Consider the following 17,930-nt stretch of genomic DNA (forward strand, 5'->3'; position numbering starts at 1 on the left):
CGGAGAGTATCTAAATATAAAGTACTGACCTTGTTCGGTCAGTACTCTTAGAGGATGGTTTACTTACACCATGTGCTGACGAAATTGTTCAAGAAGATCTTCAAGGAACTTTATTCGCTTTTTACGATCACTTTGTTCAGCAATAATTTTCAGTTTTGTTGGGCCTTCCATTCTGAAAACATTGGGCTGAGTTTGCAGTAAACCAACAAGGAAGCTTGGATTGATTGCTGCATTTTGATCAAATTCGAAATAGCCGCCTTTTTCACCGTTCTCGATTTTCTTGATGCCAAGCGTGGCAGCTTTAAGTTTGACACTGTTTACCGTCAGTAAGTTCGATGCCGCTTCTGGTAATAAGCCGAATCGGTCAATTAGCTCAACTTTAATTTCGTTTAGCTCGTTGTCATCACTAGTACTTGCGATGCGTTTGTAAAGTGATAAACGAGTATTAATATCAGGGATGTAGTCATCAGGCAGTAGCGCTGGAATACGTAACTCAACTTCTGTTTGTTGTTTAAGTAGATCATCTAGCGAAGGCTCTTTACCTTCTTTTAGAGCCTCAACGGCTTGTTCTAACATCTCCATAAAGAGGCTAAAGCCAACCGATTGAATTTGACCACTCTGTTCGTCACCAAGTAATTCACCAGCACCACGAATTTCTAAATCATGGGTCGCTAACGTAAAGCCAGCACCAAGATCTTCAAGAGAAGAAATGGCTTCAAGGCGTTTCACCGCATCTTTCGTCATACGCTTTGGATGTGGTGTTAATAGGTAAGCATAAGCTTGGTGGTGAGAACGACCAACACGACCACGTAACTGGTGTAACTGAGCCAAGCCAAGATTATCTGCGCGATCCATAATAATGGTGTTAGCGGTAGGGACATCGATACCAGTTTCAATAATTGTAGTACACACAAGTACATTGAAGCGCTGGTGGTAAAAATCGCCCATGATCTTTTCGAGTTCACGCTCACGCATTTGACCGTGAGCAAAGGTGATACGGGCTTCAGGGATCAACTTTGCTAAATCTTCAGTCGTTTTTTCAATGCTATCGACTTCATTATGCAGGAAGTAAACCTGACCACCACGGCTGATTTCACGTAACACAGCTTCACGAATAACAGCATCATCGGATTGGCGAACAAATGTTTTGATCGCTAAACGACGCGCTGGTGGTGTGGCGATTATCGAAAGATCGCGCATCCCACTCATTGCCATGTTTAAGGTACGAGGGATCGGTGTTGCCGTTAAGGTTAAGATATCAACATTGGCACGAATCGCTTTGATTTTCTCTTTCTGACGCACACCAAAGCGATGCTCTTCATCGACAATCAATAAGCCTAAATCATGGTAGTTCACACTGCTATTTAGTAGCTTATGAGTACCAATTAAGATGTCGATTTTACCTTCTTCGACATCCGCTAAAATTTGTTTTTGCTCTTTCGCTGTTTTAAATCGAGATAGCACCTCGACACGCACTGGCGTATTAGCAAAGCGGTCACGGAAGTTTTCAAAGTGCTGTTGTGCCAATAGGGTAGTTGGCACTAACACAGTTACCTGTTTGTTGTTATCAACAGCCACAAATGCAGCACGCATAGCGACTTCAGTTTTACCAAAGCCCACATCACCACAAACAAGGCGATCCATGACCTTGGTTTGGCACATATCAGACAGAACTGCGTTAATTGCTAAGGCTTGATCGTAGGTTTCTTCATAAGGGAAACCTGCGCTAAATTCAGCGTATGCTTCACGATCTAGGGTAAATTTAACGCCTGGTTTTAATTCGCGTTTAGCGTAAACATCCAGTAATTCAGCCGCCACATCACGGACTTTTTCTGCTGCTTTTCGGCGAGCCTTAGACCATGCTTCGCCACCTAATTTATGAATAGGTGCGGTATCTTCAGCACCACCTGAGTAGCTACTAATTAAATGCAGTGATGCAACAGGAACATAGAGTTTAGCGCCACCTTGATATTCAAGTGTCACATATTCGGTTTTAATACCGCCAGCTTCAAGGGTTTGTAAACCTTGGTAACGGCCTATGCCGTGATCAATGTGAACGACAGGTTGCCCCACTTGCAGTTCAGCAAGGTTACGGATAATCGTATCGGCATTGACCGTGGTTTTTTTATCATCTCGACGACGGCGTTGAACAATACGCTCACCAAGTAAGTCACTTTCGCATAAGAATGCAACAGCAGGATCATCAAGAATAAAGCCATTTTCAGCAGAGCCAATAACAAGGCTATGTTTGGTTGGATTATCAAGGGCTTCATCTAAGGTTTTACAAACCAATGGACGGACTTTGATCCGTGCTAATAGATCGAGCAGCGCTTCTCGGCGGCCTTCAGAGGCTACAGAGAAAATGATTTTGCCTTGGAATTGCTCATCAAAGCGTCTGAGTTCAGCAAACGGCTCTTTAAGTTGATGATTAATCGTGATGCTAGGGACGGTTTTTAATTCAGGATTAAAACGGCCTGCTTTTTGGCTATCGACAGGCTCCGACTGAATACGAACACGAGGCAGATTCTTAAAGCCTGTGAACATTTCATCTTTTGTTAGCCATAGCTCTTTAGGTTCAAGTAAAGGACGCAATGGATCAACACGGCGTTGATCGTAACGGTATTCAGCATCGGCTAAAAAGCTATCAACGGCAGGCTCTAAATCACCCAGTGTGATAAGCAAAGAAGTATCAGGTAAGTAATCAAATAAGGTTTCTGTTTTATCGAAAAACAGCGGTTGCCAGTATTCAATACCTGCAGGCCATGTACGTTTGCTGACTTGTTGATAAATAGATTCTGGTTCTCGGCGAGCTTCAAAACGTTCACGCCAGCGCATACGGAAATTTTCAACTGCGATTTCATCCGTTGGGAACTCATGCGCTGGTAATAAATCGATACTATCAATTTCACCAGTAGAACGTTGGTTATCTGGATCAAATTGACGAATAGAGTCGACTTCATCGTCAAAAAAATCGATACGATAAGGAGATTGACTCCCCATTGGGAACAAATCAAGCAGCGAGCCTCGGCTGGCATACTCGCCATGCTCCATCACTTGATCAACATGACGATAACCTGATACTTCAAGCTGTAAGCGCAGCTTTTCAAGTGACATTCGATCGCCAGCTTTTACGATTAAAGCATGCTGGTGGATAAATTCTCTTGGGGTTTGACGCTGAAGTAAGGTACTGATCGGCACCAAAATAATGCCAGATTTTTGGCTTGGCATTTTGTATAAACGCGCTAAACGTTCTGAAATAATATCTTGGTGTGGCGAGAAATTATCATAAGGCAAGGTTTCCCAATCTGGAAAAACGTTTACCTCGACATCGCAAAATTGCGTGATTTCTGGCTGAAGTTTTAAGGCTGTTTGGGTATCAGGCACCACCGCAAGAACTGGGCCTTTATGCGATGCGGCCACTTCTGCAAAAGACAGTGCAAGGGCTGCCCCCTTGATATTACCGATATAACGGTTATCGCCAGCCTTACTAGGTAAGGGTATAGAAAGTAAGTGTTTATTATTCATCGTTATTATTTAATTGTCGTTGTTGAGCACGTTGGCGTAAAAGTTTTTGCTGGCTATATAAAGCGGCGCGGATCAGCAAATCTCGATCATCTTCAAGCAAACGGGTATAACGCAATTTAATGATAAATTGCTCATCGCTAGCAATACTTTCGGTGACTTCAGCGTAGCAAAAAATAGCAGCGGCTGGGTAATCTAAAAACAGTTTCACTCTAACATTAGTGCCAACCGGATAGGAAGATGAACTGGTAAAACTAAGGTTACTTGCGCCAAAAGTTAAGGTAGTAAAACGATAGGTAGGATCATCTTGCTGCGATAAAACATAAGACAGTAATAGATTAATTTTACTGTTTTGTGCTGCAAGATAATCCATCAATGCTTGGGTTTCATTTTTGTTGAAACTGGCGAATAAACGATCGGCATTGTCTTCTAACGTCGAACACTCGCTGGCAATACGAAATAAAGGCGGGATTTCGGCATTGAAATCTTGCTCATCAGGTACGCTTTCATTAGATGATAAACGTTCAACGTTAATAGTAAGCCCTAGCTGGACTGAAAAATACTCATCTTGTTGTGTCATAGCGCACTCACTGTGAATAAATCCTATTTCAAACTAATAATAGGAGCGGATGCCATAACTGACAGCCACAGCATATAAAGCTTGATTTAATTGGACTGATTATTACTTAGCAATCATGCTAGGGCAAGAAAAGCGGCGTAAGTGTTTATCATTTAGTCACTGAATTTACATTACATTTACTATGTCGGATGGTAATTGAGGGTGTGAACGAGTATTCTTTACCAACCTAATAAAGGAGTGGTTTCTCAATCCTATGTTTCATCCAGTGTCTTTTTATATTGGCTTACGTTATTTACGTGGTCGTTCAGGCGATCGCTTTAGTCGCTTTGTCTCTTATATGTCTACAGCCGGTATTACTATTGGTGTAATGGCGTTAATTACCGTTATGTCTGTGATGAACGGCTTTGAAGATCAGCTAAAAGGTCGAATTTTAGGTGTTCTACCGCAAGCCGTCGTATCGAGTGCAGATGGACGAGTACCGTTATCAGAAAACGCACCAGAGGCATTAAAACAATTGCCACATGTGACAGGTGTAACGGCGATCACACGTGGTGAAGCGATTATACAAAGTGCAAACTCTATTGCTGCCGGTACGATGATTGGTATTGAACCTAATCAATATGATCCCATCTCTCGTCATATGATGGTGGGGAGCTTAAGTGATCTTACTCCTGGGAGTTTTAAAGTGGTTATTGGCCAAGCGTTGGCCGTTGAACTGGGTGTTCAACCGGGCGATAAAATTCGTCTGATGGTGACCAGTGCAAGCCAATTTACGCCAATTGGTCGTATGCCGAGCCAACGAAAATTTGAAGTTTCGGGTATTTATGACACGGGCTCTGATGTTGATAACCAATTGGTATACACCAATATTTCAGATGCTGGACGTTTATTACGCTATAAACAGGATCAAATGACAGGTTGGCGTTTATACCTTGATGATCCATTCGTTGTTCCTGAATTAGCTAAATTGAAATTACCCAATGGTTGGACATGGTCTGATTGGCGCGAGCAGCGCGGTGAGCTGTTCCAGGCAGTAAAAATGGAAAAGAATATGATGGGCTTAATGCTTAGCTTGATCATAGGTGTGGCGGCTTTTAACATCATTTCTGCTTTAGTGATGGTGGTGATGGAGAAACAATCAGAAGTTGCAATATTAAAAACCCAAGGTATGACTCACCGCCAAGTCTTGATGATTTTTATTGTTCAAGGGGCAAGTAGTGGTGTTATCGGTGCCTTATTAGGCGGCTTACTCGGCGCGTTAGTGGCGCACTATCTTAATGCCATTATTTCTGTATTGGGTGTCGATTTAGCATCGATCGGTGGCACGTTACCCACCGTGATTGAACCGATGCAAATTATGTTTGTTATTTTAGGCGCTATAAGCTTGAGTTTATTAGCGACTATTTTTCCTTCTTATCGTGCGGCCGCTGTCCGTCCTGCTGAGGCTCTTCGTTATGAATAATGCGTTGTTATCTTGTCACCAAGTTTGTAAAACCTATAAAGAAGGGCAGTTTGAGACAGAAGTTTTAAAGCAAGTTGATTTAGAGATTGCTGACAATGAGTTGGTCGCCATTGTGGGATCATCTGGCTCAGGGAAAAGTACACTGTTGCACATTCTGGGGGCTTTAGATGAACCCACTGATGGAGAAGTGTTCTTTAAAGGGCAGCGCTTAGATATTTTAAGTGCGAACAAACAAGCGAAAATTCGTAATCAAGAAATTGGCTTTGTATACCAGTTTCACCACTTACTTGCGGACTTTACTGCCGTTGAAAATGTCGCTATGCCGTTGTTAATTGGTGGTAAAAGTGTCAGTCAAGCGCGTACATGTGCACAAGATATGCTGGCTTTAGTGGGGCTTAGTCATCGTTATGAGCACCGTCCTTCGGAATTGAGTGGTGGTGAACGTCAACGTGTTGCCATTGCGCGTGCCTTGGTTAACAATCCTTCTATTGTTTTAGCTGACGAACCTACGGGGAATCTTGATCATAAAACGGCATTAGAAATTTATGATTTAATGCGTAAATTAAATGCAGAATCAGGTACCGCATTTTTAGTCGTGACCCATGATAGTGAATTAGCAGCAAAACTTGACCGTTGTATGCATATGCAAGATGGCGTGTTATCTCAAGTCGTTGTGGAGGCTTAATGTTTCGCCCTCTTTCTTTATATATAGGTAGTCGTTTTAATCGTTCGAAAAAACGTAACCGAATGGTGTCATTTATTTCAATGTCATCGATGTTAGGTATTGCCGTTGGTGTTGCGGTGATCATTGTTGGTCTGTCAGCAATGAATGGTTTTGAACGTGAACTACAAACCCGTGTGTTATCTGTGATCCCACAGGGTGAGTTACAGGCGGTTGAGCCTCCTTTAAATAATTGGCAACCGCTAGTTAAGCAAATAGAAAAACACCCGGATGTAACAGCGGCTGCGCCTTATGTTGAATTCACTGCGTTACTTGAAAAAGGCACAAAGTTAAAAGCTGTTGGTGTTCGAGGTGTTAACCCTCAAGAGCAACTTAAAGTCAGTGAATTACCGCACTATGTTTTAAATGATGCGTGGAGCAAATTTACTGCTGGTAAAAAAGAAGTCATTTTAGGTCAAGGCGTTGCTAAAAGCCTGAATGTGAAAGTGGGAGACTGGTTAACCGCATTGCTTCCTGATGCCGATCCTGAAATGACCCAGCTTCGTGCTCCGCATCGAATTCGATTACAAGTAGCGGGTATTTTAGCGCTTGGGGGAGAAATTGATCATAAATTGGCGCTAGTGCCAATGGCTGATGCACAAAAATACATGGATATGGGGCAAGGTGTCTCAGGTATTCAAATTAAAGTGGATAAAGTACTACAAGCGCAGCGTATTGTAAAAGAAGTGGGTAATACGCTTCCTGTCTATGTTTATCTGAAAAGTTGGACACAACAATACGGCTATATGTACCGTGATATTCAGTTAGTCCGTACGATTATGTATTTAGTTATGGTATTGGTTATTGGAGTTGCGTGTTTCAACATCGTTTCAACCTTGATGATGGCAGTAAAAGATCGGGCCTCTGATATCGCGATTTTAAGAACCATGGGGGCAAGTGATCGCTTAGTGAAATCCATCTTTATTTGGCATGGCGTATTATCTGGTGTGTTAGGTAGCGTGATGGGGTCAATATTTGGTAGCTTAGTTGCTGTTAACTTAACTCATATAGTTCGAGTGATAGAAAAAATCATTGGTCACCGGTTCTTATCGGGGGATATTTATTTTATTGATTTCCTACCCACTCAGTTAGCCTATAAAGATGTGTTAATTGTATCTATAACAGCAATTATACTCAGCCTTGTTGCTACTTGGTATCCCGCTCGTAGGGCAAGTAGTTTGCAACCTGCCAGGGTACTAAGTGCGAAATAGTCTTATTGTATTATTGATATCAAACGGAGCCACATTGGCTCCGTTTTTGTATCTATAGATTAAACTACTTAGAATTTTTCAAGTGTTGACGTTTTGATTTTCAATTACGTATATCTGCGATTGTTGAATCATAATACCCGGAAGGACTGTCATTATTGATATGTGTTTAAGCGATCTTGTTCTCTTATAAATAGAGAAAAGTTGCTGTCATTATGTGATTAAATTCAAGGTCATTAATTAATAAAAATAGATGAAGTCTCTACGTGATAAAAATAAAGAACAATAAATAAAAGGTAGACGATTCTTACGTTAGTTTTAGTGGTCATTATTTGGTCGATAAATAAATAATATTCACAATATTGTGAATTTTATTTTTATTTTATTTTTAACAATGCTTTTTTATTTACCTGATTGGTTGTTTTTTGTGCTCTTGTGGGTGAGTTCAACTGAATAATTAAACTTTTTTCTTATAAATTGTGAATGGTGTTCATTTGAAAATTAATTAAGTTGTTTCATTTAACAGGGATGAAACTGCGTGCTAATTTTGTCGCCACTGATTTATGGATACAAGTGTCGTAGACGGATTGTTACTTCTCTATTTAAGTAACCTAACTAAGTAAAGGGATTGCACTAAAGTGGACAACTTGTTTAAAAATAAAAACATTTAGGAAAAATAATGAAAAAGAATGCACTAAGCCTTCTAGTGGCACTATCTGTATTAGCTCCTGTTGCAGCACAAGCAGCCGTTCAACTACCTGCTGGTACTCAAGAGATCGGTGTACAAGGTAACGCAAAACTAGGTAGTGGCTGGCATGCAAATATTAACGGTACTTACGGTACTTTCGTTAAAGATAACTGGGAAGTAGGTGGTACTGCGACTGTTCGTGCTCAAGACGCTAATGATGAACTTAGTGGTCAGCTAGGTGTATTCACCGAGTACAACTTCGTGAACTCTACTAACTGGGTTCCTTACGTAGGTGCTGCTGCTGAAGTTGGTGGTCTATCTCTAAGCAACCAAGGTTCTGACAGCAACTGGGGTGCAAATGCTAAGTTCTCTGCTGGTGTTAAATACTTTATTAATCCTAACGTTGCTATCACTTCTGAAGTTAACTACAGCATCGCAACTGATAAGATCTTCTCTAGTGATTCTTACTCAAGCGAGCAAGCTAAGAACAGCCTAACTAATATCGTATTCGGTACTCGTTTCTACTTCTAAGTATAAACAGTATTACGATGTAATAAAAAACCCGCTTTAGCGGGTTTTTTTGTATCTAAAATAGGTGCCATAATAGCGAAATAGTGGTTTAAACCATCACAATAAGCCCCTGTTATTTATTAGCATAAGCGTGTTATTTAAGATACAAAGTCAATCAAGTTCCAAAAGCTTATAGGGTATGCTTAGAACCAAAAAGTCTGCTTATCCACTCACTTTTATTGTGCAGTGTGTCAGCAGACTTTTGTTATATATTGCTTGTTACAACATGGCTTTGTTTTTCTTAAAGCGTTTTAGTAACCAATTGCTTGATAAGCTAACAATAGCAATAGCGAGAGTAACAAATGGTGCAACCATTAATACCATTGTTGCTACTTTGGCGATTTTTTCTGGAAGAAGCGTTAATAAATAACCTAACCCTGTTAATAGTAATACCCAAGCTGTAGCACTTAACCAAGCAAAACGGAAAAAGTGAGCCTGACTTTTAATCCTAAATCCCATCATTAAAGGTAATAAAGGGCGGACAACAGGAATAAATCGTGCGGTAAACAAAGCAACAATACCATGACGAATAAGTAAATTATCCACAGTTTTCATTCGATGAGGTGGCACCATATTCACCCAGCCTTTTACTTTTGGTAGGTGATCTAGCCAGCGACCTTGCAAGTAAGCTAGCCAACTACCGATGGCAGATGCCACGATTAGTAAGAAGACAATCAATTTAAAATCGATGATCCCCATTGCACCTAATGTTCCAGCAAGAATAACAATGCTATCGCAAGGTAGGGGAGCTGCAGGTAAAAATGCACTTTCTAACCAAATGACAAATGTTACACAAACATAAATCATCACCATGCTTTCTGGGTTTTGTAATGCAACAAAATCTTGATGCCAGAGCGCAGAAAAAATAGATACAAATGAATCAAGCATCTATGTGTCCTTGTAATAAAAGTAGAAAATAAAAGTCGGTTGACGTTAGTGAAACAGTTGCTCCCGACTATGTGTAAAACGAAATTGAAAATTGGCTAGAGGTAAAAGTTTTTTCCGTTTTAAACAAAAATTTTCTATAGCTATCAGTATGTAAGAGAGTGAAACACTACTCTTTTGTTGTAACAAAGCAAGCAAATGATCACGTTGATGAGACAACGGAGAGCTCACCAGTTTAGGTAATGAGAGTAAAACGCGATAGCGCTGCGTTGAAGATATAAAAGTAGAGTCAACAGACGTTATTGGTGTCGTTTGTTTAAGGTATTGATTTGTATTAATAGCGCTTGCTGTTGCAGATGCACAGTGATGAAAGAAAATGCAACCAAGCAATAATGAGAAAACGTATAATCGTTGAATACACGGCATTGCTATATCTTAGTTAAAGTAATCTGCAGCGTTATTAGTACTGAAATTACAACTAAATAGCAAACGTTTAGTTGTGTACAAATATTGCAAATACGCGATGGTATCTGAATTAAAAAAGCCTCAATATCAAAAATATTGAGGCTTTTTATTTAGATTCCATTTTTATGTTATTTATTTTGAACCACTTTTTTCATTTGAGTACCAATGAAAATAAAGCTGAAGCCTTCAAATAGTAGTGATACACCAACAAAAATACCCAGTAATGACATAGAGAATTCTGGATTATTCATCAGAGTAAAGAAATAGATACCAATAGCAGTAGAAATCAAACCACTGATTACAATCCAGCGCCAACCTGCAAGGTGTTTACGACTATTAAAACCAAATAGCATACGCGTAACACCGTTGAAAATCATTGTGGCTATCATTAATACGGTAATAGTAACTAAGCCAATAAACGGTTGGCTTAGAATAAATAAGCCGCCAATTAAATAGAATAGCGCACTAATAACGTACCAAATTTTAGTTTTCCAATCATGAATACTAAAGGTGTGATAGACCTGTACTAGACCAATCACAAGGAAAATGGTCCCTACAATTGTTGTGATTGTCATACCCGCAGCAATAGGTAAGCTAATTGCAAAAACACCGGCTAATGCGACAATAACTCCAACAATAATAAACCATTTCCAGCCTTTGCTAAGCATTGAGCTCACAGGGTTATCCATAATAAGTACCTTAAAAGTAAAATGTGTAATTTAAATGTTTTCCTAATACTAGACGTAATTATTTGATTTGCTAGTAAAACCTCTATTGATAAACAGTAATTTAAGTTTTTGAATAAAACATATGATGAAAATGGATAGTGAGTATTAACGAAAATTGAACTGGCAATGAAAATTGTGAAAAATGAAACAGGCGGGTAATTAAATGTGTTTTTTTGATCTAAAAAATAAAGATAAAAGAAGAAAGCCTCTCGTCATAGAGGCTTTTGCTTATTTATATTTTAAAGGTATTAAAGCTAGTGGGTTTTACCAATTCGGAATTTACGCTTATTCCAGCTTCTCACAACGGAATAACGCCATAAGCTACGGATGCCAAAATAGCCGATAAGCGCTGATACTACACTGCAAATAAAGCAGCCAAGTAAAAATGGGGGGCCAATTTGGCTCATTTGGTTAAGTAAAAAATCCCATGAAAGCTCAAAGTGAAACGCGATGTTAGGACTATTCAATACCCAAGCGCCTAACTTGTAAGCACCATAGAATAAAACAGGCATAGTCACAGGGTTACTTACCCAAACGAGAGCTACTGAAAGAGGCAGATTTACACCAAATAAAATAGCTAACCCAGCTGCCATAATCATTTGACTAGGAAGTGGTACGAAAGCCATGAATAAGCCAACGGCAAATGCACCTGACGCAGAACGACGGTTTAAGCACCATAAGTTCGGGTTATAAAGTACATTACCAAAGATCTTAAGTGCTTTTTGGCGCTTAATGACTTCATGGCTTGGTAAGAACTTTTTTATAAGATGTCTAGGCATAATTAGTATTTATTAAAATGGCGATAACAGCATGTTACAAACATCATTAGGTATCGCAATAGGTTTTCATTCACTGCATTGGTTATCATTTCTACCACCGTACTGGTGGTATATGACAGCAATAATAGTCAGCCTTGTTATTTTTTATTATTGTAAAAACCATTTTCTTTTCTGGTTTTCAATAAGTGCTTTTCTAGCGGTGTTATGTGCCGAACAATATCGTAAAAAAGTTGAAGACATTCCGCTAAATCGCACAAATCTTACCATAAATGTTCGTATAAGTGCTGTAATAAATGAAAATATACCAATTTCAAATATTGAAGTAGAGGTTGTTGATAATTATTTTCATTCATCGCCTGATAATCCTGTTTTGGATGCATCTCATAGGTTATTTCTGATCTGGCCGGATGCGCCAACATTAAAGCAAGGTCAAATTTGGCACTTACCTGTTAAGTTGAGTCGAATTGTTGGACGTGTAAATCAAGCTGGCTTTGATGCAGAACGATATGCTGTGAGTCGAAATGTACATGGTAATGCTGTGGTGCGTCATCGATTATCATCGCTGCCATTATTACTTCCATCAAGAATAACTTGGCGACAGCAACTCTATGATAAGGCGTTAGGTTATGTCGAAAATATGCCGAATAAAGCATACCTATTAGCATTAGCGTTTGGTGACCGAAGTGGATTAACGAAAGTAGATTGGCTTCATTTAAGAGACAGTGGAACGGCTCATTTGTTAGCTATTTCAGGGTTACACATCGCACTTGCCATGTTATTAGGATGGCAAATAGGCCTAAAATGTAAGCTTTTCTTGCCGCAGAAGCGTTACTTTATTTGGTTACCGATGATAACAGGGTTATGTATCGCATTTTCCTATGCCTGGTTAAGTGGCTTCACTACGCCGACCATACGTGCATTAATTATGTGTGTCTTTCTCGGGATCTTGAAAACAACAGATGTGTATTGGCGCCATTGGCAACTATTATTAGCTGCGTTAGCATTAAGTGTATTTATTGACCCATTCGCCATTTATAGTGCTTCTTTCTGGCTATCATTTTATGCCGTTGGTGTTTTAATTTTAGTTACCCTAAGCCAGCGCTATTTTACAGGAAGAAGCGTATTTGATGACTCGATATCGAGCAATCGCTTCAAAGCGTTTTTATTTAAACTAGCAAAAATTCAGCTTTGGCTATTGGTGCTAATGTTACCCATACAATGGTTATGGTTCGGTGGCGTATCGCTAGCAGCTCCTATTGCTAATATAGTTGCTGTTCCTTTGGTCAGTATCATCACGGTTCCTTTAGTATTATTAGCACTGCTGACGTTATGGTTTCCACCCGTTTCTTCATTGTTTTGGCAATGTGCTGACTGGTCTTTAATTCCTATCATTGAAGGGAACCAATGGTTGGAAGGTGCGTGGTATCCATTATCAGTGAACCTAACCCCTTTACTTTGGGGAGTTATCATCATTTTTGTTGCATTGATGTTATTGCCTTTATCGTCATTTAAGTGGCTATATAGCTCGGTGATAGTAATTACATTGTGTTGGTTTATTAAAGAGCCGGTAAAGTCGCATTGGAAAATGTTGGTACTTGATGTTGGACATGGATTAGCGGTACTGATTATTAAAAATAACAAGGCTGTATTATATGATACTGGCAATCGATGGGAGGATAGAGCCGTTGCTGAAACCACTATTCTACCGATTCTGAGACAGCTAGGTATAAAGCAATTAGATTATTTAATTATTAGTCACGATGACAGTGATCATGCGGGTGGAAAAACAATCATTATCGAGAAGTTATCACCGCAATATAAGTACAGTAGTAATTTTGAAAAGGGATATTTGCCATGCCAGAAAGGCCAAACATGGCATTGGCAAGGTTTGACATTCAAAGTCCAATGGCCTTTACAGCGCGTGTATCATGCCCGAAATCCTCATTCTTGCGTTATCCATGTTCAAAATAGTGAGCTTCAAGGCCCATCCGTGTTATTAACGGGTGATATTGATGCGATTGCTGAGTTGATGATGTTAAAGAGCGCACCGTCACTGGATGCTGATATTTTGTTAGTTCCTCACCATGGTAGCAAAACGTCATCAACGCATACCTTTATTGACACGATAAAGCCCTCATTAGCCGTTGTTTCGACTAGTTATTATAATGCATGGAATTTGCCAGCAAAAAGTATCAAAGCACGGTATCAGGATCGAGGGATTGAGTGGTTATCAACGGGAAATTCGGGGCAGATAAGCGTGACTATTAACGGACGAAACTACCAAGTTATTACTGAGCGACAACACTCAGCCACACAGTGGTATCGTCCTCGTTGGTTATAAAAGTGTCCTTTTTTCAATTTAGGATGTTCATCGCTTGGGTAAAGAACACTTATTGCTGCTTTTTTTTACGCTAAAGATAAATTTTTCAAAAGGATGAGATACAAATTTGGTAGAGAAGGAAGTTAAGGGTAGAATATAAAAACTGTATTAGTAATAAATTGGTTTTCATGACTCAATTAACAGAAAAATCATCAAGCGAAACGTACAAGCGTTTATGGCCCTACATTAGCATTTATAAAGCAGGCCTTGCTGTTGCAGTGATCGCTCTTATCATCAATGCGATTGGTGATACCTTATTGGTTTCAATGATCAAGCCACTGCTTGATGAAAGCTTTGGTGGATTAGACAAAATTGATTCTAATTTCCTAGCGATGATGCCAATCTATTTAATTGGCTTAATGATAATGCGTGGTGCAAGTGGCTTCGTAGCAACTTACTGCTTATCTTGGGTATCAGGCAATGTTGTAATGAACTTACGTCGTCAGTTATTCCAACACTTCATGAAAATGCCTGTTTCATTTTTCGATAAAGAATCTTCAGGGGCATTGTTATCTCGTATTACTTACGATTCAGAGCAAGTTGCGTCAGCTACCAGTAGTGCATTAGTGAGCATTGTACGTGAAGGGGCATCTATTATTGGTCTAATGGTATTGATGTTCTGGAATAGTTGGCAACTATCCGCAATTTTGATTGTGATTGCCCCTGTTGTTGCAATCAGTATTCGTATTGTATCAAAGCGTTTTCGTAAAATTTCACGAAATATGCAGGATGCGATGGGGTCTGTGACGTCATCTGCTGAGCAAATGCTAAAAGGTCACAAAGTCGTATTAAGTTACGGTGGTCAGCAAGTAGAAAAAGAGCGCTTTGATAAAGTGAGCAATCAAATGCGTCGCCAGACCATGAAGCTTGTTTCTGCTCAGGCTATTTCAAACCCCGTAATACAGGTCATAGCGTCTTTTGCTCTTGTCGTTGTATTAATTTTGGCAAATACGCCATCTTTACGAGCGGAACTAACACCAGGTACGTTTGCCGTTATATTTGGTTCGATGTTCGGCTTGATGCGTCCATTAAAAGCGCTTACAAGTGTTACTTCTCAGTTCCAACGCGGTATGGCTGCTTGTCACACCCTGTTTGAATTAATGGATTTAGAAACCGAAAAAGACAATGGTAAAGTTGAAGTTAAACGTGTGAAGGGTGATGTAGAGATTAAGAATGTAACCTTTACTTATCCGACAAAGGACACTCCAGCATTGCGTAATGTGAGCTTTAGCATACCGGCAGGTAAAACATTAGCATTAGTCGGTCGTTCGGGTTCTGGTAAGAGTACCATTGCAAACTTATTGACGCGTTTCTATGACATTGAGTCAGGTGAAATAAACATTGATTCGGTTGAAATTCGAGATTACAAACTTTCCAATCTTCGTAACCAAGTGGCGGTTGTTTCTCAAAACGTACACTTATTTAACGACACTATTGCAAATAATATTGCTTATGCAAGTGAAGGTGCATACAGTCGTGCAGATATTGAACGTGCAGCTGAACTGGCTTATGCGATGGACTTTATCAAAGGCATGGATAAAGGCTTAGATACTATTATCGGCGAAAACGGTGTCAGTTTATCGGGCGGTCAACGTCAACGTCTTGCGATTGCTCGTGCGCTGTTACGTGATGCGCCTGTGTTAATTCTTGATGAAGCAACATCAGCACTTGATACTGAATCTGAGCGCGCAATTCAAAGTGCCTTAGATGAACTTCAAAAAGACAGAACGGTACTGGTAATTGCTCACCGTTTATCTACGATTGAAAATGCCGATCAAATCCTAGTAGTAGATGATGGTGAAATTGTTGAACGCGGTACTCACGCAGAGCTAATTAGCCATGATGGTGCATATGCACAACTTCATCGAATTCAGTTTGGTGACTAATGGCATCCCTTATTGAAAAAATGTGGTTTCAGCATCCGCCTAAAGGGGGGATGCTGTTACTTTACATTCTGCTTTGGCCTGTATTTAAACCCTTAAGTTTTTTATTTGGGGTGATTAGCCAACATAAAAGACGACAATATTCTGCTGGTAAAAAACAAGCGTATAGCGCGCCTGTACCTGTTGTTGTGGTTGGCAATATTACTGCGGGTGGCAATGGTAAAACGCCTGTTGTCGTGTGGCTGGTGGAACAACTACAAGCGCAAGGTTTAAAACCGGGTGTGGTTTCTCGTGGTTATGGTGGTAAAGCGCCGCATTATCCCTATTATGTTGAAGCGACAACTAGCACTGATATTGCAGGTGATGAACCCGTACTTATTCAACGAAGAACGAATGCCCCCGTTGCTGTTGCACCTAAACGCAGTGAAGCTGTGAAGATGCTATTAGATCACAATGTAGATGTGATCATCACTGATGATGGTCTTCAGCATTATGCATTGGATCGTGATATTGAAATTGTAGTGATTGATGGTCAACGTCGTTTTGGTAACGAGCATTTATTGCCACTGGGTCCATTACGAGAATCCTGTGAGCGTTTAGATAGCGTTGATTTTCTGATTTGTAATGGTGGTTCAGCGCAAGCAAATGAAGCATCAATGACATTAGTCCCAACCGATTTAATTAATGTGAAAACAGGTGAGCGTTGCTTGATAGGTGACTTAAAAGATATCGTAGCTATTGCGGGTATTGGTCATCCTCCTCGCTTTTTTTCTACCCTAAATCAATTAGGCGTAACCCCTGTTTTATGTCAGCCTTTTGCTGATCATCAAGCATTTGAAAAACAAACATTGTTAGAGTTAGCCCATCAAGGGCAGCATTTAGTAATGACTGAAAAAGATGCCGTGAAGTGCTATGCGTTTGCTGAAGATAACTGGTGGTATTTACCCGTTAATGCAGATATCGCTCAGCCTCAGGCAACAGACATTATTAATAAGATCATTGAGGTAAAGGAAACGTATGGATCATCGTCTGCTTGAAATCGTTGCTTGTCCTGTATGTAAAGGCAAGTTGAGTTACGATAAAAAAAATAATGAGCTGGTATGTAAATTTGATCGTTTAGCTTATCCTATTAAAGATGGCATTCCAGTTTTACTTGAGCCAGAAGCACGTACGTTAAGCTCTGACGAGGTTAAATAATGACATTTACCGTTATTATTCCTGCGCGCTATCAATCTACACGTTTACCGGGTAAACCGTTGGCAGATATTGCAGGTAAGCCAATGGTGCAGTGGGTTTACGAGAAAGCGATAAAGTCCGGTGCCGATCAAGTGATTGTTGCAACGGATGATCAACGCATTGTTGATGTGGTGAAAGGTTTTGGTGGTGAGGTGTGTTTAACACGCACAGATCATGAATCTGGCACCGAGCGTTTAGCCGAAGTGGTTGAGAAATATCAACTATCGGATGATCATATTGTTGTAAATGTGCAAGGGGATGAGCCACTTATTCCTGAAACTATTATCCGCCAAGTTGCTGATAATATTGCGCATAAAGACGCACCTATGGCGACACTAGCCGTTGAAATTGATCACCATGATGAAGTATTTAATCCAAATGCTGTAAAAGTTGTTACGGATAAAGATGGTTATGCATTGTATTTTAGCCGTGCAGCCATACCTTGGGATCGTGATAATTTTGCCAAGCAGCCACGAATTGTGCATCATAATTTACTTCGTCATATTGGTATTTATGCATACCGTGCAGGGTTTATTAAAACCTATATCAATTGGGCACCAAGTGCACTTGAGCAAATAGAGTCTCTAGAGCAATTGCGCGTGCTTTGGCACGGAGAAAAAATCCATGTTGATGTGGCAATTGATGCACCACCTGCGGGTGTAGATACGCCAGAAGATCTGGAGAAAGTTCGTCAGTTCGTGGGTTAAAAATGCAATAACAGATAAAGCCTAAACAGAGTTTAGGCTTTTTTATTTGTCTTGATTATGGAATAGAGATCAGGCTTTATATCTATTAAATACAAAGTCGTAAGTAACAAGTGTTA

Annotated in this window: 14 protein-coding genes; 9 read left to right on the plus strand and 5 right to left on the minus strand. The window is 39.9% G+C overall.

Annotated elements, in window-relative coordinates:
* Positions 1–63 precede the first annotated feature (63 nt).
* Together mfd and C9J38_RS02655 are read right to left on the minus strand one after the other, a co-directional pair.
* Complete coding sequence (gene mfd / locus C9J38_RS02650; protein WP_107205743.1) at positions 64–3,525, minus strand: transcription-repair coupling factor; 3,462 nt, start codon at positions 3,523–3,525, stop codon at positions 64–66.
* Positions 3,518–4,102 (minus strand): PilZ domain-containing protein, encoded by a 585-nt coding sequence (locus C9J38_RS02655; RefSeq protein WP_107205744.1) that lies wholly within the window; start codon positions 4,100–4,102, stop codon positions 3,518–3,520. The genes mfd and C9J38_RS02655 overlap by 8 nt, the downstream gene beginning before the upstream one ends.
* A gap of 253 nt (positions 4,103–4,355) precedes the next feature.
* On the opposite strand from C9J38_RS02655, the gene lolC reads away from it, so the two are divergent.
* From lolC to C9J38_RS02675, 4 genes are all read left to right on the plus strand, one after another.
* Positions 4,356–5,564, plus strand: coding sequence for a lipoprotein-releasing ABC transporter permease subunit LolC (gene lolC / locus C9J38_RS02660; protein WP_107205745.1), 1,209 nt, complete (start codon positions 4,356–4,358; stop codon positions 5,562–5,564).
* Entirely contained in the window at positions 5,557–6,249 is a 693-nt protein-coding gene (lolD, locus tag C9J38_RS02665) for a lipoprotein-releasing ABC transporter ATP-binding protein LolD (RefSeq protein WP_107205746.1), read from the plus strand. The genes lolC and lolD overlap by 8 nt, the downstream gene beginning before the upstream one ends.
* Positions 6,249–7,496 carry a lipoprotein-releasing ABC transporter permease subunit LolE gene (gene lolE, locus C9J38_RS02670; RefSeq protein ID WP_107205747.1) on the plus strand — a complete coding sequence of 416 codons (1,248 nt, stop codon included), beginning with the start codon at positions 6,249–6,251 and terminating at the stop codon, positions 7,494–7,496. Before lolD ends, lolE begins: the two co-directional genes overlap by 1 nt.
* Before the next feature lie 676 nt (positions 7,497–8,172).
* Positions 8,173–8,712 (plus strand): outer membrane beta-barrel protein, encoded by a 540-nt coding sequence (locus tag C9J38_RS02675; RefSeq protein ID WP_107205748.1) that lies wholly within the window; start codon positions 8,173–8,175, stop codon positions 8,710–8,712.
* 258 nt (positions 8,713–8,970) lie between these two features.
* Here the strand turns inward: C9J38_RS02675 and C9J38_RS02680 are convergent, their stop codons facing one another.
* The 3 genes from C9J38_RS02680 to C9J38_RS02690 all read right to left on the minus strand — a co-directional run bounded on the left by C9J38_RS02680 (position 8,971) and on the right by C9J38_RS02690 (position 11,608).
* On the minus strand, positions 8,971–9,639 hold the full coding sequence (locus tag C9J38_RS02680) for a DedA family protein (RefSeq protein ID WP_107205749.1): 669 nt from the start codon (positions 9,637–9,639) through the stop codon (positions 8,971–8,973).
* A gap of 590 nt (positions 9,640–10,229) precedes the next feature.
* Positions 10,230–10,790, minus strand: coding sequence for an HdeD family acid-resistance protein (locus tag C9J38_RS02685; RefSeq protein WP_107205750.1), 561 nt, complete (start codon positions 10,788–10,790; stop codon positions 10,230–10,232).
* A gap of 293 nt (positions 10,791–11,083) precedes the next feature.
* A complete protein-coding gene (locus C9J38_RS02690; protein WP_107205751.1) occupies positions 11,084–11,608 on the minus strand; it encodes a DUF2062 domain-containing protein in 525 nt (174 codons plus the stop codon).
* A 31-nt stretch (positions 11,609–11,639) separates the two neighbouring features.
* On the opposite strand from C9J38_RS02690, the gene C9J38_RS02695 reads away from it, so the two are divergent.
* From C9J38_RS02695 to kdsB, 5 genes are all read left to right on the plus strand, one after another.
* A complete protein-coding gene (locus tag C9J38_RS02695) occupies positions 11,640–13,949 on the plus strand; it encodes a DNA internalization-related competence protein ComEC/Rec2 (protein ID WP_107205752.1) in 2,310 nt (769 codons plus the stop codon).
* A 167-nt stretch (positions 13,950–14,116) separates the two neighbouring features.
* On the plus strand, positions 14,117–15,874 hold the full coding sequence (msbA, locus tag C9J38_RS02700) for a lipid A ABC transporter ATP-binding protein/permease MsbA (RefSeq protein ID WP_107205753.1): 1,758 nt from the start codon (positions 14,117–14,119) through the stop codon (positions 15,872–15,874).
* The gene (gene lpxK, locus C9J38_RS02705) at positions 15,874–16,908 is read left to right on the plus strand and encodes a tetraacyldisaccharide 4'-kinase (protein WP_107205754.1); all 1,035 of its coding nucleotides are present in this window, start codon (positions 15,874–15,876) and stop codon (positions 16,906–16,908) included. The genes msbA and lpxK overlap by 1 nt, the downstream gene beginning before the upstream one ends.
* Positions 16,889–17,068 (plus strand): Trm112 family protein, encoded by a 180-nt coding sequence (locus C9J38_RS02710; protein ID WP_006645988.1) that lies wholly within the window; start codon positions 16,889–16,891, stop codon positions 17,066–17,068. The genes lpxK and C9J38_RS02710 overlap by 20 nt, the downstream gene beginning before the upstream one ends.
* The gene (gene kdsB, locus C9J38_RS02715; protein WP_107205755.1) at positions 17,068–17,814 is read left to right on the plus strand and encodes a 3-deoxy-manno-octulosonate cytidylyltransferase; all 747 of its coding nucleotides are present in this window, start codon (positions 17,068–17,070) and stop codon (positions 17,812–17,814) included. The genes C9J38_RS02710 and kdsB overlap by 1 nt, the downstream gene beginning before the upstream one ends.
* The last annotated feature ends 116 nt before the right edge of the window (positions 17,815–17,930 follow it).

It is taken from the genome of Photobacterium sp. GB-210 (assembly GCF_003026075.1).
Lineage (GTDB): Bacteria > Pseudomonadota > Gammaproteobacteria > Enterobacterales > Vibrionaceae > Photobacterium.

What these genes read in the sequence shown, in the direction of transcription:
- C9J38_RS02690 (WP_107205751.1), bottom strand. Translation starts at nt 11,608, where the DNA reads ATGCCTAGACATCTTATAAAAAAGTTCTTACCAAGCCATGAAGTCATT.
- C9J38_RS02655 (WP_107205744.1), bottom strand. Translation starts at nt 4,102, where the DNA reads ATGACACAACAAGATGAGTATTTTTCAGTCCAGCTAGGGCTTACTATT.
- C9J38_RS02695 (WP_107205752.1), top strand. Translation starts at nt 11,640, where the DNA reads ATGTTACAAACATCATTAGGTATCGCAATAGGTTTTCATTCACTGCAT.
- mfd (WP_107205743.1), bottom strand. Translation starts at nt 3,525, where the DNA reads ATGAATAATAAACACTTACTTTCTATACCCTTACCTAGTAAGGCTGGC.
- C9J38_RS02685 (WP_107205750.1), bottom strand. Translation starts at nt 10,790, where the DNA reads ATGGATAACCCTGTGAGCTCAATGCTTAGCAAAGGCTGGAAATGGTTT.
- C9J38_RS02710 (WP_006645988.1), top strand. Translation starts at nt 16,889, where the DNA reads ATGGATCATCGTCTGCTTGAAATCGTTGCTTGTCCTGTATGTAAAGGC.
- lpxK (WP_107205754.1), top strand. Translation starts at nt 15,874, where the DNA reads ATGGCATCCCTTATTGAAAAAATGTGGTTTCAGCATCCGCCTAAAGGG.
- lolD (WP_107205746.1), top strand. Translation starts at nt 5,557, where the DNA reads ATGAATAATGCGTTGTTATCTTGTCACCAAGTTTGTAAAACCTATAAA.
- kdsB (WP_107205755.1), top strand. Translation starts at nt 17,068, where the DNA reads ATGACATTTACCGTTATTATTCCTGCGCGCTATCAATCTACACGTTTA.
- lolE (WP_107205747.1), top strand. Translation starts at nt 6,249, where the DNA reads ATGTTTCGCCCTCTTTCTTTATATATAGGTAGTCGTTTTAATCGTTCG.
- msbA (WP_107205753.1), top strand. Translation starts at nt 14,117, where the DNA reads ATGACTCAATTAACAGAAAAATCATCAAGCGAAACGTACAAGCGTTTA.
- C9J38_RS02680 (WP_107205749.1), bottom strand. Translation starts at nt 9,639, where the DNA reads ATGCTTGATTCATTTGTATCTATTTTTTCTGCGCTCTGGCATCAAGAT.
- lolC (WP_107205745.1), top strand. Translation starts at nt 4,356, where the DNA reads ATGTTTCATCCAGTGTCTTTTTATATTGGCTTACGTTATTTACGTGGT.
- C9J38_RS02675 (WP_107205748.1), top strand. Translation starts at nt 8,173, where the DNA reads ATGAAAAAGAATGCACTAAGCCTTCTAGTGGCACTATCTGTATTAGCT.